Genomic DNA, 15,754 nt, shown 5'->3' with positions numbered 1-15,754 from the left:
CCCGCCCCGCCTTCGTGCTCGATCAGGTGCGCCTACGGGCGGACGGTGAGCACCAGCTTCCCCGTGACGCGGCCCGTCTCGCCCTCCGCGTGCGCCTTGGCGGCCTCGGAGAGGGGGTACGTCTGCGACACGTGGACCCGCAGCTGACCGGACTCGGCGAGCGCGGCGACGGCCGTCATGCCCGCCTGGTCGTGCTCCACGAGCATGTCCGTGGCGCGTACGCCCAACTCCGCGGCGCGCTCGGCCACTTCTCCGAAGTTGCCGGGCAGGATCGACACCAGGATGCCGCCCGGGCGCAGCACCTCCAGGGAGCGCAGCCGGTCCTCGCCGCCCAGCGGATCGAGGACGACGTCGATGTCGCGGGCCTCCTTGACGAAGTCGGCGGTGCGGTAGTCGATGACCTCGTCGGCGCCCAGGCCGCGCACGAAGTCATGCTTGGCGGCCGAAGCCGTGCCGATGACGTAGGCGCCGCGTGCCTTGGCGATCTGCACCGCCGCGTGGCCCACGCCACCGGCCGCCGCGTGCACCAGCACCCGCTGGCCCGCCTCTACTTGTGCGTTGTCGACCAGGGCCTGCCAGGCGGTCAGCGAGACCAGCGGCAGGGCGCCCGCCTCGACGTGGCTCAACCCCGCGGGCCTCGGCACGAAGGCGCGGGTGGGGCCGGTCACGTACTCGGCGTGCGAACCGGCCCCGTAGGGGTAGGGCAGCATGCCGAACACCTCGTCGCCCGGCTCGAACAGCGAGACGCCGATGCCGACCGCCTCGACGACGCCCGACACGTCCCAGCCGAGTGTGAACGGCGGCTCGCCCAGGAAGGCGCCGAACCTGCGGTGCTTCCAGTCGGTCGGGTTCACGCCCGCCGCGTGCACGGCGACGAGGATCTGGCCGACGCCGGGCTCCGGACGGGCGACCTCGATCTCCTTGAGTACGTCGGGCTCGCCCAGGACGTCCTGACTGATGGCCTTCATGGTCACGGTGTCGTTGGTCATGACTCCAGCGTGCGCCAAGGGCCTGACCTGGGCAATGGCAAGATGGCCATTAAGCGATAGGATCGTGCCATGGCTTCGATGGACTTCCTCCCCGATCGCCCGCACCGTGTGGTCGTGCTCGCCCTCGACGGCGTCTACCCCTTCGAGCTGGGCATCCCGAACAGGGTCTTCCCGTTGGTCCCCGGGGCCTACGAGGTGGTGACCTGCGCGGCGACGGACGACCGCACGGTGCCCACCGACGCCGATTTCAGCATCACCGTCGGGCACGGACCCGAGGCGCTGGAGAGTGCCGACACGGTGGTGCTGCCGCCGTACGACCTGCGGCGTATCACCGCCGAGCTGCCGGATCCGGTGCGCGACGCGCTCTCGCGGATCAGGCCGGGCACGCGGTTCGTCTCCATCTGCACGGGGGCGTTCACGCTCGCCGCGGCCGGGCTGCTCGACGGGCGGCCCGCGACGACGCACTGGGCGCTCGCGGACCATTTCCGGAAGATGTTCCCCGGCGTCGACCTGGACCCCGACGTGCTGTTCGTCGACGACGGCGACGTACTCACCTCGGCCGGGGCCGCGTCCGGGGTCGACGTGTGCCTGCACGTGGTGCGCTCCGATCACGGCAGCGCGGTCGCCAACCGGGTCGCCCGGCACTGTGTCGTGCCCCCATGGCGGGAAGGCGGCCAGGCCCAGTACATCGAGCAGCCGATCCCGGACGAGGGTGTCACCGGCACCGCCGCCACCCGCGCCTGGGCCCTGGAGCACCTCGACCGGCCGCTCGCCCTGCGGGAGCTGGCCGCGCACGCCCGGCTGAGCCCGCGCACCTTCGCCCGCCGCTTCCAGGAGGAGACGGGCACGAGCCCCGGCCGGTGGCTGATCCAGCAGCGGGTGCACCGGGCCCGGCACCTGCTGGAGTCCAGTGACCTGTCGGTGGACCGGATCGCCGCGGAGGTCGGCTTCGCCACCGGCACGTCGTTGCGCCAGCACCTGCACGCGGCCATCGGGGTGTCGCCGCAGGTGTACCGCAAGACGTTCCAGGCGGGAGCCGTCGCTGCCGACAGATAGGCCCTGACCTGCACTTATGGGCGTCGATCACGGCTCGCCGCGGTACATGTAACGGCCAGCTGCCGAGGGTGGGGTTGCACTGGAATGGTTACCGCACGCAAGGGTGTGTGTACCGAAAGTAAGGATCGGCCATGGGTAAACGTCAGTCTCCCCGGGACAAGCGCCGCGCTCGCGACCAGGAGCGCAGCAAGCAGCAGCCCCGCAGGCAGGACGAACAGACCGACGTCGAGCGGGTCGAGGAGCACCGACGCCCTGAGCGCGGCGGCAAGCCGGGCGGCGACCTGGACTTCTAGGCCTCAACGCCTGGATGCGGCGCCTCACCTGAACCCGAAGGGTCGGTGGGGCGCCGCGGTCGTGCTCGCCCTCCACCTCCTGCCCTCACCCTCACTTGCCTCAGTTCTTGAGCCCCACGTCGTAGAAGAAGCGGTAGCGGTCCGGGTCGTCCGGCAGGAACCAGTGGAAGCCCTCCAACAGGAAGACCGCGACCAGATTCACGGCGATCACCAGGGCGAGGAAGCCGAGTACGACCCGGCCCGCCATGCCGTGGACCCCTGACAGGGGCACCGCGGCGGCGGCCGTGGAGTGGGCGAAGGCCATCACGACGCCGATCGCCACCACCGAGGCCATGAAGAGGATCCAGGCCCACACGTACATGTGCAGACCGAGCACGGGGGAGCCGTAACCCTTGTCGCCCGGCAGGATGTGCAGCATCGTCTGGCGCCAGGACGTGAAGGCGCCGCACATCACGGCGACCAGAGCCAGACCCCAGCCCGTCATGTAGTCGCGGCCCGTGACGGTGCCGGTCATGCCCCGGCGCACGATGTACGCCGCTCCCAGCGCGGCGAGCAGCATGAACATGCGCTGCACCATGCACAGCGGGCAGGGGTAGTCCCAGGAGATGAACTGCACGCCGAGCCCGCCGCAGACCACGCCGGTCCAGCCGACGGCGAAGAAGCAGGCGAACCAGTACTGGGCCCTGCCGAGCACCTGGTAGCGCTCGGTGCCCGGCAGCGGAGTGGTCAGCGTGCTCATCAGTAGCTCAGCCCCAGCTTGAGGCCGCCGGTGATGTGGTGGGCGAGGAGGACGAGCGTGAGCACGAGCATGATCCACCAGCCGCCGAGCATCATGGCCCGTGACCGCTGCCGGTGGAGCGCGTACAGGGTGGCCAGCAGGCCGCCGAAGATGAGGGTGTCCATGGCCGCGGAAGGTATCCGGGCCGGTGGCCCACCGGCGGCAGGACGGTGGGGACGCGCCACCGGGTCCACGGGAAGGGACCAACCCGCCTCCCGCGACGCTCAGGCGGGGTGCGCCGCACGCCAGGCCGCCATGCAGAGGTTCCACTCCTCGCCGTCGAGCGCGGTGAGCGAGGCCGGGAACAGGCCGTCCTCCTCCTTGGCGATGTGCCGGTGCAGCTCGTCGACGGCTTCGACGAGGGTGGCCGCGTCGTCGGGGTCCGACAGGTCGAGAGCGGGCAACAGAGCGGCCAGCTCGCGGTGTTCGAGCTCCAGGTTCGCGATGTAGTCCGCGTACTCGGGGTCCTTGCGCATCACCGCGAACAGACCGTTCTCCTCACCCCGCCAGTGCGTCCTGAGCTCGCGGGCCATGAGATCCACGAGCGTGCGCGCCCGAGCGGTGTCCCCCCGCTCCAGAGCGCGGACCGCGTCACCCGCCGCATCGGTGACGCGCTCGTGCTCGGCGATGAACTCCTTGATCAGAGGGATCTCTCGGCAACCGCAGTAGTGGCACATGCGCTGTTTCTAGGCGAAACCCGACCTGAGAACGGGACGCCACGCGTGTGCGGGCCTCCTCGACCGGTCCACCGACCGGCCGGCGGGACGATTTCGCTCGCGGTCCGACCAGGTAGGCTGCCCGCTCGCTGAAGTGGAACGAGGGGGAGCGATCATTCGCGGCGTGGTGGGGATCAGGAGCAGGGGAGTGGTGGCCGGCGTCATGCTGGCCGTGGTGTTCGGGGCTGCGGGGTGCGGGGCCGAGGCCGGGCCCGATGGGTCCCGGGGTACCGGCTTCGCCGGGAAGGGTGAGCAGGGTGAGCGGCCCAAGGCCTCCCTCACCTGGGAGTTCGAGCACATCGCGGACTTCAGCGGCGAGCTCTCCGATGTCGCTGTCCTGGCCGAGGACGACATCTGGGCCGTCGGGAGCGAGAACAACGGACAGCCCAACGCCCATCTGCTGCACTACGACGGTGCGAAGTGGCAGCGCGAACCCCTTCCGGAAGCTCTCGGCGACAGCGTCTACCCGCCGCGGCTCGAAGAGGTCGGAGGCGACGAGCTGTGGCTGCGGCCGCAGACCACGGAGGATGCCTCCGCCGCGAGCCGCTGGGCCAAGTGGGACGGCAGCCGCTGGTCCGCGATGCCCAGCCCCCCGCCGGGCAACCCCGGCAAGCTCGTGGCCTCGGGCCCGGACGACATCTGGGCCCTCGGCGGTGAGCGCACCGCCCAGCACTGGGACGGCACCCGCTGGGTCGCGACGCGGCTGCCGTACGAAGCCTCCGACCTCGCCGTGGTGGGCCCGGACGACGTCTGGGCGGTCGGCAGCCGCTCGACCGGGCCCGGCACCGAGCTGGAGAGTTCCGGCGAGGGGTACAGCCAGCCCGCCTCGATGCACTGGGACGGCACCTCCTGGAAGGCGGTGGACACCCCGGAGTTCCGCTTCGAGGAGCCGCTGCCGCCGGAGCCCAGCGCCGGCCTCAACCAGGTCTTCGCGCTCGACAGCGGTGAGGTGCGCGCGTACGGCATCAACTCCTTCAACCACGGCGAGGTCGAGGACGAACCCGACGAGCAGTTCATCCGGCTGCGCTGGGACGGCGCGAAGTGGGCCGAGCAGAAGGCCGCGCCCGGCGGATGTGCGCTGCGGACCCCCGTGGGGCAGGACGACAAGGGCCTGTTCCTGGACGGCAACTGGTTCATGACCGATGACGGCCGGTGCGTGAAGATCAAGCGCCATCGCCTGCCGCTGTCGACGGGAGCCCGCAAGGAGTCCGACCAGTCGCTGTGGCTGGAGGAGATCCACCGGGTGCCGGGCTCCGACGAGTGGCTGGGCGCCGGGCACGTCCAGGTCAACCAGTCGGGAGACCCCTTCGGCGCCCCCGTCGTCGTACGCCTCAAGCGAGGCGGCTGACCCCCTTGGGTCTTGGCCTCGCAGCGGGCTACACGTCGGCCCCGTACGTTCCGTACTCCGGTCGTCCCGTCGCCTCGTAGATCTGAATCGCCAGCCCGCCCGGCGTCGTCTCATTGCTCAGGAGCCGCAGGCCGACCGGCGCACCCCCGTCCGGCAGCAGGCGGCGGCCCGTGCCCACGACCACGGGCGCGACGGCCAGGCGCAGTTCGTCGATCAGACCGGCGGCCAGCAGGGACTGGCCGAGCCGCCCACTGCCGTGGATCTGCAGCTCGCGGCCGGGCTGCCGCTTCAGCTCGGCGACCTGGGCGGGGATGTCGCCGGACAGGATCGTGGTGGGATCCCACTCGGCGCTGGTCAAGCTGTGGGACGCCACATACTTCGGCAGCCCGTTCAGGATGGCGGCCGAGGGGTGCTCGGTCATCTTCGGCCAGTCCCGCGCGAAGTTCAGATACGTACGGCGGCCGAACAGGAACGCGTCGGCCTGACCGAGCCACGTACCCGCCACGCGCTCGAACTCCTCGTCGAGATGCGGCACGAACCAGCCGCCTCGGGTGAACCCGTCACTGGTGTCCTCGTCCGGCGCCCCCGGGCCCTGGTAGACGCCGTCGAGCGACAGGAACTCCTGCAGTACCAACCTCATCGCGCACCACTTTCGTGATCGGGGGACCGTTCGTCCCTCTCACCCTTCAGACAGCGTGCCGCACGAGGACTCATCGGTCAGGACGCCGCCGATTTGATGTTCCCGGAGATCGCAGGAGTCCCCAGGTCCGACAGACCCGGCAGAACCCGCAAAAAGCGCCCGGTCCGACGGAGCGGAGGCCGCCCCCGTTTGACCTGCGATGGCGGGATCGGAGCGGCTTGATGCCTTACGTACGGTCCGTCCGGCATGGCGGGGCCGCAGGCGGGGCCCCGCTTCCCTCCTGAGCTTCAAGGGCCATACTGGTCGGGCCCCGATCACTCACAGAACGACTCCATGGCCAAGAAAAGCAGCTCCTCGACCACCGTCCCCGACACCGCGTGGCTGGGGCGCGGGCGCCACCTCGGGCCCGAGCCCGAGCAGGACGTGCGGCGCAACCTGATCGCCCTCAAGGCGGCCGGGGTGCTCGACGACTTCCTGGACCTCGACCCCGTCGACGCGGCCCGCTCCACCGTCCTGCACCCGCGGGACGAGTCCGCCGACCCCGGCCCCTTGGCCCGCCGCCTCTTCGAGGCCCGCTGGCGGGTGGCCGACGATGTCACGGTGCGCGCGCAGCTGACCCTGTACGACCCCGAGAACCGCCGCAAGGAAGGCGAGGGCGTCACCTGGGTCCTCGCCGCCGAGGCGGAGGGGGTGTGGGACATGCACTGGCCCTCGCCCGCCCTCATGTTCTGGCCCGACAGCGACCGGGTCGCCTGGGACCACGACACGGTGCCGGGCGTGCGCCTGCGGACGGCGAACCACCTGCCGAAGGACGACGACGAGCTGCGCCACCGGCTGCGTGACTGCACCCGGCAGAGCTGGTTCATCCACCTCGTGGTGCACGAGGCGATGACGCCGGAGGCCATCGGGGAACGGCCGCTCTCCGTGTTCCTGCCGCCGAGCCTGCGCCACCAGGTGGTCGAGCACCGGGGGACACCGGAACAGGCACAGATCGCCGACTTCGCGATGAAGCGGGAGCTGAGCGTGCGGATGCCGCGCGGCGGCGCGGTCGTGCTGCCCACGGCGCCGCAGAGCCCGGACTACGACGCGGAGCGCTTCACCGTGCGCACCGTGTTCCTTGACGGCTCGGAACCGACCGAACTCCTCGACAGGATCAAGGAGTTCGCCGCGCTGCCGCGACCGCTGAGCGCCGAGGCCGAGCAAGCCCTGACCCGGCTGCGCCAGGGCTGGCACCTGCTCACCCCGGACGAGGAGCTGGCCCACGCCCAGGGCATGGTCACCAGGTACGCCGAGGCCCTCGAGGCCATGACGACCTCCCGCGACCTGTACCAGCAGGCGGCCGAGGCGGCGCAGGCCGCGCTGGCCGAGGTGGCCGGTGGCGACGGTGTGCCCCGGCCTGCCGCGCCGGGACACGTCAAGGCGGATGGCTCACCGCTGAGCGCCCTGACGAAGGCGTTCGGCCGCTTCCGGGACCCGAACAAGTAGCCGGCGTCGACGTCGATCCGCCGCGTGAGGCGCCGGGCGCCGGACTCACCTCAGGGGCTGATGCTCGTCCTGACCGGCGATCACCCGGCCGGCTGATCCAGATCAGCTGAGGCGTGGCGGTCTTCGCGACCGGGCGCAGGGCGGGCGGCGTCGGCGTAACGGCGCGCCAAGTGGGCGAAGGCGGTTTTGAGTTCATGCGGGCCGACGACCTCGATGTCGGCGTCGAACCTGCCGATGGCGGCGGCCAGACCGGCCCAAGACCATGAGCCGATGACGAGTCGGCAGCGGTCGGGGCCGAGTTCCTCGACGATCCCCTCGCGGCTGTAGCGGGACACCTCGGCCGCCGGCAGATCCAGGATCACCTCCCCGCGGCAGGGCCAGTCGCCGGAGCCGTCGAAGCCCTGGAACCTGCCGGCGACGAAGGCCGCCACGTCACCGCCAGGCACCTCGCGCGGCGTGAAGCGCGGACCCGTGGGAGTACGCGGGGTGATCCGGTCGGCGCGGAACGTACGCCAGTCCTCGCGGTCGAGGTCCCAGGCGACGAGATACCAGCGCGAGCCCCAGGTGACGAGGTGGTGGGGCTGCACCCGGCGAGGCGGTGGCCCGGTGCCGTCGGTGCCGGTGGCCCCGGGCGGGGACACGGGGGCGTAGTCGAAACGCAGCACTTCGCGGGCGTGCACGGCGGCGCTGAGCGCCATGAGCACATGGCCGGCCACCTGCGGGTGCGGCGGGCCGGACGGCCGCTGCACGGCGGTCACCTGCAGGGTGTCGATGCGGCGGCGCAGCCGGGCGGGCATGACCTGCCGGACGGTGGTCAGCGCACGCGCCGAGGCCTCCTCGATGCCGGCGCCGGAGGTGGTGGCGATCTGGAGGGCCACGGCGAGGGCCACGGCCTGCTCGTCGTCGAACAGCAGCGGCGGCAGGTCCGCGCCCGCGTCAAGGCGGTAGCCGCCGTCGGGTCCCTTGACGGCCACGACGGGGTAGCCGAGCTCGCGCAGGCGGTCGACGTCGCGGCGTACGGTGCGCGGGCTGACGCCCAGCCGCTCCGCCAGCAGCGCCCCTGGCCAGTCCCGCCGCGCCTGGAGCAGCGAGAGCAGCGAGAGCAGTCGCCCTGAGGTTTTCGGCATGACTTCATGTTGCCCCGAGTAGCGGCCACAACCTGACCGCTTCTCTTGCGAGGGTCGTGCTTGCCGGACAACGAGCCAGACCGAACGAAAGGCGCCACCACCGTGACCACCACGCCCGCTGCATCCACCGCACCCACCTCACCCGCTACGCCCGCCTCGGCTCTCGACGCCGAGCGCACCGACCTGCTCGCCGGACTCGCCGGCGCGCGATCGGCCCTGATCAGCACGGTGCATGAGCTCAGCGACGAGCAGGCGGGCCGTCGGCCGACCGTCAGCGCACTGTGCCTCGGCGGGCTCGTCAAGCACGTCGCCTCCATCGAGGAGGGCTGGCTGCGCTTCGTCCTGGACGGCCCCTCGGCGATGCGCTACGACCTGCCCGACGGCGTCACCTGGGAGGACCTCGCGGCCGGCACCGCCCGCGTGTTCCCGCAATGGGCGATCGACCACCAGAACGACTTCCGGATGCTGCCCGGCGAGACGCTGGCCGGGATCGTCGCGCGATACGAGAAGGTCGCCGCCCGCAGCGAGGAGATCATCACCTCCGTACCCGACCTCTCGGCGACGCACCCTCTGCCGGAAGCCCCCTGGCACGAGCCGGGAGCCGTACGCAGCGTGCGTGGGGTGCTGATGCACGTCATCGCCGAGACCGCCCAGCACGCGGGCCACGCGGACATCCTGCGCGAGGCCCTCGACGGCCGGAAGGCGAGCTGAGCGACCGGGCGGCGCACCGCATCGCGGGACAGGATGAAACCGATCGAAGGGAACGGTGTGACCGTCACGACCCGCCGCAGGAGGCCTCCGATGACCGTGCTGGACGCCCGGGCGCTCAACCGCGCGACGCTCGCCCGGCAGCTGCTGCTCGAGCGGGCCGACGTACCGGCCCTCGACGCGGTCGCGCACCTGGGCGGTCTGCAGGCGCAGGAGCCGCAGGAGCCGTTTGTCGGTCTCTGGTCGCGGCTGCGGGCGTTCGACCCGGCGGAGCTCTCCGACCACCTCGTAGGGCGGCGCGTGGTGCGCACCCACCTCATGCGCCGCACCGTCCACCTCGTCACCGCCGACGACGCCTTGGCCTGGCGCGCCCGCCACGACACGATGCTGCGCCAGCGGGTGCTCGGCGTCTACCGGGGCGAGCTCGAAGGGACGGACCTCGATGAGCTCGCGGCAGCGGGCCGGTCGGTCATGGCCGACGGTGAGCCGCGCTCCATGACCCAGCTCGCGCGTGCCCTCGCCGAGCGCTGGCCGGAGCCGGATCCACGGGCGCTGGGGGAGATGCTGATGACCCTCGTCCCCATGGTGCAGTTGCCGCCGCGGGGGCTGTGGCGGACGAAGGCGGGGGTGCGCAACGTCCCGCTGTCGGCCTGGCTGCAGCGCGAGGTCGCCCCGCTGTCCCCGGACGGCTCCGACCCCGTGGGTCAGGCGCTGCTGCGCCGCTATCTGGCGGCGTTCGGACCCGCCGCATCGGCCGACCTGCGCGCCTGGTGCGGTCTCGCCGGGCTGCCGGCAGCCGTGGCCGCGCTGCGCGAGGAGCTGATCACCTTCCGGGACGAGCGGGGCCGGGAGTTGCTCGACCTGCCCGACGCGCCGCGCCCGGACCCCGAAACGCCTGCCCCGGTGCGGTTCTTGCCCGCGTTCGACAACGCGATCCTCGGTTACCAGGACCGCACCCGCATCATCGACGACGCCCACCGCGGCCTGTCCGTCGCCGGAGCCCGTGTCGTCCTGGTGGACGGCCGGGTCGCCGCCACCTGGACCGTGGAGGCGGACACCGTGACCGTCGTCCCGCTGGGCCGCTTCTCCCGTGCCGAGCGCACCGCGGTCACCGAGGAGGGCCAGACGCTGGCGGCGTTCCTCTCCGGCGACGCGAGCGACCGCGTACGCATCGCGGCTCCGGGCCCGCCGCAGTGAGGGAGGCGGCGTGTACTCCTGGGTCACCAAAGGGTTACTCAGTCACCAAAAAGTGCGTTCTTCCACGTCACCGGCCGCTCTCCTAGGGTTCTCAAGTAACCACCGGAGAGCGAGGGTGACTCGCCCCGGTGGCATGCGACCCGCAGGTTCCAAGGACGAGGAGCGAGCACATCATGGCCATCACTCTTGTCAATCCCGACGGATTGCCGAAGATCGACGCCTACCGGCAGGTGTCGGTCGCCACGGGATCGAGGCTGGTGTTCCTCGCCGGGCAGGTCGCCTGGGACGCCGAAGGAGTCACGGTCGGGAAGGGCGACCTCGCCTCCCAGGTCGAGCAGTGCTACCTCAATGTCGCCACCGCCCTCGCCGGAGTCGGCGCGTCCTTCGACGACGTGGCCAAGCTGACCGTGTACGTCGTCGACTGGACCCCCGACAAGATGCCCCTCTTCCTGGAGGGAGCGGCCAGGGCCGCGGCCGAGTTGGGGGTCGCGCCGGTGCCTCCGGGCACTTTGATAGGCGTGGCGGCCCTGGACGTGCCCGAACATCTGGTGGAGATCGAAGCCACCGCGGTCCTCGACTGAACCACCGGCTGAACTAGGGTGATCGGCGCGAGTTCCCAGTAGCGGCCCGGTCACTGCGGTCGGTTGTCACAACACGGTTGAGGAGAAGAGCTGTTGACGACATTCCGGCAGCACATGACGGAGATGGCGGCGCGCGCCCTGACGGAGTTCCCGCGGGAGTCGACCGCCGAGATCTATGCGGTCACGTTCCGGATCGACAGCGTCGACCAGGACCCGAGGTTCCCTTACCTGGCGATCGGCTACAACACCGAGACCGACGTGGCCCGGGAGTTCGCCCAGGGGGGCGGGACGGAGCCGTGGGAGAGCCGCTGGCACTACGCCTACTTCGCGCCCTCGGGGCTGGACGGTATCCGCGTCATCGGCCACGATCCCGCACACGATCCGGTCGGCGCCGAGCTGCACCGGGCCGAGTCGGTGGCCCAAGGCCTCTGGTACGAGGACGAGGACGAGAAGGGCGACGAAGGCGAGGACGGCCTGTCCGAGCAGGAGGAGGACGAGCGCGGCGAGGCGCTCGCCGAACAGTTCCACGAGCTCTGCGTCGACCTCGCGCGCGGCCTCCACGCCGACGGCCGGCTCGTCGGCGCCCTCGGACGGCCCGTGCCCGTGATCCTCTACGACATGTTCGACCGCGACGCGATGTTCGACCTGACGCGTGCCGCGAACCCGCCCGAGCTGGTCACGGAGTTCCTGAGCGAGGACCCGCAGGGGCAGGATCCGCGGGGCTAGCCGCGACCGGCCGCAGCCACAGGGCCGTCAGGGGCGGGAGCGTCAGGCTGATGGACGCCTCGAAGCCTTGGCCGGCGAGCGGTTCCCGCGGGCGCGGTGTGTTCTCGATGCCGCTGCCGCCGTAGCGAGCCGCGTCGGTGTTGAGCATCTCCTCCCAGGCCTCGCCCGCCTCGGGGGGCACGCCGAGCCGGTAGTCGTGGCGCACCACCGGCGAGAAGTTGAAGACGGCCATCAGCGGGCTGCCGTCGGAGGCGTGGCGCAGGAAGGCGAAGACATTGTCCTCGGCGGCGTCGGCCGTGATCCAGCTGAAACCGGACGGGGAGGTGTCCTGTTCCCACAGGGACGGTGCCGTGGCGTAGTGGTGGTTCAGGTCGGCCACGAGGTGCTGGATCGCGCGGTGTTCCAGGTGGGCCGGGTTGTTCTCCTCCAGCACCCACCACTGCGGCCCCTCGGCCTCCGACCACTCGGCGCCCTGCGCGAACTCCTGCCCCATGAACAGGAGTTGCTTGCCCGGGTGGGCCCACATGTAGGCGAGGTAGGCACGGTGGTTGGCGCGCTGCTGCCACCAGTCACCGGGCATCTTCGACACCAGCGCCTGCTTCCCGTGCACGACTTCGTCGTGCGAGAGCGGCAGAACGTAGTTCTCGCTGTAGGCGTACACCATCGAGAACGTCATCTCGTCGTGGTGGTACTTGCGGTGCACCGGTTCATGGGCGATGTAGGCCAGGGAGTCGTGGGACCAGCCCATGTTCCACTTGAGCCCGAAGCCAAGGCCCCCGAGCCCGGCCGCCGAGGGATGGTCCGTGGACCGGGTGACCCCGTCCCACGCGGTGGACTCCTCGGCGATGGTGACGACGCCCGGACAACGGCGGTAGACGGTGGCGTTCATCTCCTGCAGGAAGGCGACGGCGTCCAGGTTCTCGCGTCCGCCGTGCGCGTTGGGTGACCAGGCGCCGTCCTCGCGGGAGTAGTCCAGGTACAGCATGGAGGCGACGGCGTCGACGCGCAGGCCGTCGATGTGGAACTCCTGGCACCAGTAAGTGGCGTTGGCGACAAGGAAGTTGCGCACTTCCTTGCGGCCGTAGTCGAAGACGAGGGTGCCCCAGTCGGGGTGCTCGGCCTGCCGCGGATCCTGCGGCTCGTACAGGGGTTGGCCGTCGAACTCGGCCAGCGCCCACTCGTCGCGGGGGAAATGACCGGGGACCCAGTCCAGGAGGACGCCGATCCCCGCCTGGTGCAACGTGTCGACGAGGTACTTGAAGTCGTCGGGCGTGCCGAGGCGTGCCGTGGGCGCGTAGAAGCCGGTGACCTGATAGCCCCACGAACCACCGAAGGGGTGCTCGGCCACGGGCATCAGCTCGACGTGGGTGAAGCCCAGCATCCGTACGTAGTCCGTGAGTTCATCGGCCAGCTCGCGGTAGGTGGAGCCGGGCCTCCACGAGCCGAGGTGGACCTCGTACACGGACATGGGAGCCGCGTGGGCCGGACGGTCGGCCCGGTGCTCCATCCATCGGGCGTCGCCCCACACGTGGTGGCTGCGTGTCACCACGGAAGCCGTCGCCGGAGGGATCTGCGCCTGACGCGCCATCGGATCCGCGCGCTGTGTCCGGGAGCCGTCGGCCCGGGTGATCTCGAATTTGTACATCGCCCCTTCACCCAGGCCGGGCACGAAGAGTTCCCAGATGCCCGACGACCCGAGGGACCGCATGGGCAGCGCGGTTCCGTCCCAGTGGCTGAAGTCGCCGCAGACGCGCACCCCGATCGCGTTCGGGGCCCATACGGCGAATCGTGTGCCCTGCACGCCCTGGTGCTCACCGATGTGCGCGCCGAGCGCCGTCCAGAGCTCCTCGTGACGGCCCTCGGAGATGAGATGCAGGTCCAGCTCGCCCAGGGTGGGAAGGAACCCGTACGGGTCCTCCGCCTCCAGGACCGCCTCCGGGTAGCGCACCCGCAGCTTGTAGGGGGCGGCCGGCTGCACCGGGATGCCGCCCGAGAACAGGCCGTCCCCTTCGTCGTGCAGTTCCCAGACCACGCCGTCCAGCACCGCACATACCGCCTGCGCGCCGGGGCGCAGGCAGCGCAGGTGTACGCCGTGGGGCACGGGATGCGCGCCCAGGACCGCGTGCGGGTCGTGATGTGCGCCGCGCAACAGCCGGGCCCGGTCGTCGGCGGCCAGTGGGGGCAGCGCGCAGGCCCCGCGGACGGCTGTGGCTGCGGGGGCGGTGGCGGCTGGGGACACCTCGGTGACGGCCATGTGTACTGCTCCTCGAACCCGGCGGACCGTCCCTGGTGGGCGGTCCTTGGCGGGTGATCAGTGGTGACGGGCGAGCCGGGCGACGGCCCGGAGGGGGACGGTGATCCAGTCGGGTCGGTGCGTCGCTTCGTAGAGAACCTCGTAGACGGCCCGGTCCGCCTCGTGTGCGTGCAGCAGCACCGGGATGTCCTGCGGATCGAAGAGGCCGGTCGCGCCGTATCCGTCGCAGAAGGCGGTGCGGCAGCGGGCGGCCCATTCCGGGCGGGCGGCCTTCTCGACGTGGGCGGCGTAGTCGAAGGAGCGCAGCATGCCGGCGATGTCGTGGATGGGGGAGCGGTCGGCGCGCCGTTCCGCCAGGGGTTTGGCGGGCTCGCCCTCGAAGTCGACGACATGCCACCGGCCGTCGGCCCGCAGCACCTGTCCCAGATGGAGGTCGCCGTGGATGCGCTGCAGGTGCAGACCGCCGTTCGTCGCGGCGAGCCTGATGAAGACCTCCCGCAGGCCCGACACGTGCGAGCGCAGGGCCGGCACGCTGGCCGCCGCCTGCAGAAGGCGATGGGTCATCTGGTCGGCCAGCCGCGTGTGGTGGTCCGCGGTGGGCTCGGCCACCGGGAACGACTCGGCGAGCGCCACGTGCAACTCGCCTGTCAGGGAGCCCAGTTCGTAGGCCTGGTCGGAGAAATCGCCCTGGGCGACGGCCGATTGCATGGCCAGGGTCCAGCCGTCCGTCGCTCCGGGCAGGAAGCGCTGTACGACGCCCAAGGTGCCCCAGAACGGCTGGGAGGTGTGGAACCAGGCGACGGGCTCCGGAACACGGGTGTATCCGTGCCGGGCGAGCACCCCTGGAATCTCCAGGTCGGGGTTGATGCCGGGCTGGATGCGGCGGAACAGCTTCAGGATGATCTCGTCGCCGTACACGATGGACGTGTTCGACTGCTCGACGTCCAGGACGCGCGGCATGAGACCTGCCGGGACCGCCGAGCGGGGGAACGACTCGAAGCGGAGGTCCCCCATGACGCCGCCGCGCCGGATCCGGTCCAGGAGCAGGATCGTCGCCCGTGGGTCGTAGAGCGCGTCGTAGACCCACAGATCCTGTCCCTGGGAGCCCTCCATCCGGCCCAGGAGGCAGCCTTTGAGGCGGGGCGGCAGGTCGGTGACGGCGCCGAGCAGCAGTTGGTAACAGGCGGTGTCCTGGGGGAGTCCGGTCTGTTCGACCCGCACCAGCAGGTGAAAGACGTCGGGGGTCAGCTCCGTCGCGGCCGTCACGGAGACGCCGGTGACGGCACGCTCCCGGTGGGCGAACCATCTTTGCCGTGGCAGCCAGCGACTCAGCAGGGTCGCCAGCGTCGGGCCGGCGAGGGGATGAGGCTTGGTGCCGTACGACAGCAGCAGGGGCGAAGACATGACGTCACGTCCGATCACTTTGTGGAACGCACGGTCCTAGGCGCTCTTTCGCAGAGTCGGAACCAGTAGGAGCCGTGCCCGGCGAGGGTCAGGAGATAGGGAAGTTCGCCGATGGCGGGGAAGCGGACGCCGCCCATGAGCTCGACGGGGCTGCGGCCGTCGTAGGCCCGCAGGTCGAGCTCGGTGGGCTGCGCGAAGCGGGAGAAGTTGTGCACGCACAGGACCAGGTCGTCCTTGTACTCGCGCAGGAAGGCGAGGACGGCGGCGTTGGAGGAGGAGAGCTCGATGTAGGAGCCGAGTCCGAAGGCGGGGTTCTGTTTGCGGATCTCGATCATCCTGCGGGTCCAGTGCAGGAGGGAGGAGGGTGATGACATGGAGGCTTCGACGTTGGTGACCTGGTAGCCGTAGACGGGGTCCATGATCGTGGGGAGGTAGAGGCGCCCCGGGTCGCA

The 15,754-nt window shown here is 71.0% G+C and carries 17 protein-coding genes; 8 read left to right on the top strand and 9 right to left on the bottom strand.

Annotated elements, in window-relative coordinates:
* Nucleotides 1-32: 32 nt before the first annotated feature.
* Complete coding sequence (locus ACWD02_RS11165) at nt 33-989, bottom strand: NADP-dependent oxidoreductase (RefSeq protein ID WP_451207562.1); 957 nt, start codon at nt 987-989, stop codon at nt 33-35.
* A 69-nt stretch (nt 990-1,058) separates the two neighbouring features.
* Here ACWD02_RS11165 and ACWD02_RS11160 point away from each other — a divergent pair, with 69 nt between their 5' ends.
* Nucleotides 1,059-2,045: a GlxA family transcriptional regulator gene (locus ACWD02_RS11160; RefSeq protein ID WP_451207559.1), complete on the top strand. Its 987-nt coding sequence runs from the start codon at nt 1,059-1,061 to the stop codon at nt 2,043-2,045.
* Nucleotides 2,046-2,176: 131 nt separating this feature from the next.
* Nucleotides 2,177-2,338, top strand: a complete 162-nt coding sequence (locus ACWD02_RS11155; RefSeq protein ID WP_451207556.1) for a hypothetical protein — start codon at nt 2,177-2,179, stop codon at nt 2,336-2,338.
* Between the two features lie 100 nt (nt 2,339-2,438).
* On the opposite strand, the gene ACWD02_RS11150 is transcribed toward ACWD02_RS11155, so the two are convergent.
* From ACWD02_RS11150 to ACWD02_RS11140, 3 genes are all read right to left on the bottom strand, one after another.
* Entirely contained in the window at nt 2,439-3,077 is a 639-nt protein-coding gene (locus ACWD02_RS11150) for a disulfide bond formation protein B (protein WP_451207554.1), read from the bottom strand.
* Nucleotides 3,077-3,241 carry a DUF5993 family protein gene (locus ACWD02_RS11145; protein WP_451207552.1) on the bottom strand — a complete coding sequence of 55 codons (165 nt, stop codon included), beginning with the start codon at nt 3,239-3,241 and terminating at the stop codon, nt 3,077-3,079. The genes ACWD02_RS11150 and ACWD02_RS11145 overlap by 1 nt, the downstream gene beginning before the upstream one ends.
* Before the next feature lie 99 nt (nt 3,242-3,340).
* Nucleotides 3,341-3,793 (bottom strand): hemerythrin domain-containing protein, encoded by a 453-nt coding sequence (locus ACWD02_RS11140; RefSeq protein ID WP_451207549.1) that lies wholly within the window; start codon nt 3,791-3,793, stop codon nt 3,341-3,343.
* 163 nt (nt 3,794-3,956) lie between these two features.
* Here ACWD02_RS11140 and ACWD02_RS11135 point away from each other — a divergent pair, with 163 nt between their 5' ends.
* Complete coding sequence (locus tag ACWD02_RS11135; RefSeq protein WP_451207546.1) at nt 3,957-5,180, top strand: hypothetical protein; 1,224 nt, start codon at nt 3,957-3,959, stop codon at nt 5,178-5,180.
* Between the two features lie 28 nt (nt 5,181-5,208).
* On the opposite strand, the gene ACWD02_RS11130 is transcribed toward ACWD02_RS11135, so the two are convergent.
* The gene (locus ACWD02_RS11130) at nt 5,209-5,820 is read right to left on the bottom strand and encodes a dihydrofolate reductase family protein (protein ID WP_451207543.1); all 612 of its coding nucleotides are present in this window, start codon (nt 5,818-5,820) and stop codon (nt 5,209-5,211) included.
* 333 nt (nt 5,821-6,153) lie between these two features.
* Here ACWD02_RS11130 and ACWD02_RS11125 point away from each other — a divergent pair, with 333 nt between their 5' ends.
* The gene (locus tag ACWD02_RS11125) at nt 6,154-7,305 is read left to right on the top strand and encodes a hypothetical protein (protein WP_451207541.1); all 1,152 of its coding nucleotides are present in this window, start codon (nt 6,154-6,156) and stop codon (nt 7,303-7,305) included.
* 80 nt (nt 7,306-7,385) lie between these two features.
* On the opposite strand, the gene ACWD02_RS11120 is transcribed toward ACWD02_RS11125, so the two are convergent.
* Nucleotides 7,386-8,432 (bottom strand): helix-turn-helix transcriptional regulator, encoded by a 1,047-nt coding sequence (locus tag ACWD02_RS11120; protein ID WP_451207538.1) that lies wholly within the window; start codon nt 8,430-8,432, stop codon nt 7,386-7,388.
* 102 nt (nt 8,433-8,534) lie between these two features.
* Between ACWD02_RS11120 and ACWD02_RS11115 the strand changes: the two genes are divergently transcribed.
* The 4 genes from ACWD02_RS11115 to ACWD02_RS11100 all read left to right on the top strand — a co-directional run bounded on the left by ACWD02_RS11115 (nt 8,535) and on the right by ACWD02_RS11100 (nt 11,644).
* The gene (locus tag ACWD02_RS11115; RefSeq protein WP_451207535.1) at nt 8,535-9,143 is read left to right on the top strand and encodes a DinB family protein; all 609 of its coding nucleotides are present in this window, start codon (nt 8,535-8,537) and stop codon (nt 9,141-9,143) included.
* 90 nt (nt 9,144-9,233) lie between these two features.
* Nucleotides 9,234-10,337, top strand: a complete 1,104-nt coding sequence (locus tag ACWD02_RS11110) for a winged helix DNA-binding domain-containing protein (RefSeq protein WP_451207531.1) — start codon at nt 9,234-9,236, stop codon at nt 10,335-10,337.
* 173 nt (nt 10,338-10,510) lie between these two features.
* Nucleotides 10,511-10,918: a RidA family protein gene (locus ACWD02_RS11105; protein ID WP_451207529.1), complete on the top strand. Its 408-nt coding sequence runs from the start codon at nt 10,511-10,513 to the stop codon at nt 10,916-10,918.
* A gap of 93 nt (nt 10,919-11,011) precedes the next feature.
* Nucleotides 11,012-11,644 carry a hypothetical protein gene (locus ACWD02_RS11100; protein WP_451207526.1) on the top strand — a complete coding sequence of 211 codons (633 nt, stop codon included), beginning with the start codon at nt 11,012-11,014 and terminating at the stop codon, nt 11,642-11,644.
* On the opposite strand, the gene glgB is transcribed toward ACWD02_RS11100, so the two are convergent.
* From glgB to ACWD02_RS11085, 3 genes are all read right to left on the bottom strand, one after another.
* Nucleotides 11,595-13,898: a 1,4-alpha-glucan branching enzyme gene (glgB, locus tag ACWD02_RS11095; RefSeq protein WP_451207524.1), complete on the bottom strand. Its 2,304-nt coding sequence runs from the start codon at nt 13,896-13,898 to the stop codon at nt 11,595-11,597. The genes ACWD02_RS11100 and glgB overlap by 50 nt on opposite strands.
* Before the next feature lie 57 nt (nt 13,899-13,955).
* The gene (locus ACWD02_RS11090; RefSeq protein ID WP_451207521.1) at nt 13,956-15,302 is read right to left on the bottom strand and encodes a maltokinase N-terminal cap-like domain-containing protein; all 1,347 of its coding nucleotides are present in this window, start codon (nt 15,300-15,302) and stop codon (nt 13,956-13,958) included.
* A 14-nt stretch (nt 15,303-15,316) separates the two neighbouring features.
* Nucleotides 15,317-15,754 (bottom strand): alpha-glucosidase C-terminal domain-containing protein (locus ACWD02_RS11085; RefSeq protein WP_451207518.1); only part of this gene is annotated, 438 nt, incomplete at its 5' end.

Source organism: Streptomyces sp. NPDC002853, assembly GCF_053591915.1.
The sequence above is the reverse complement of the archived record's forward strand: the minus strand, read 5'-3'. Positions and strand labels throughout refer to the sequence as shown.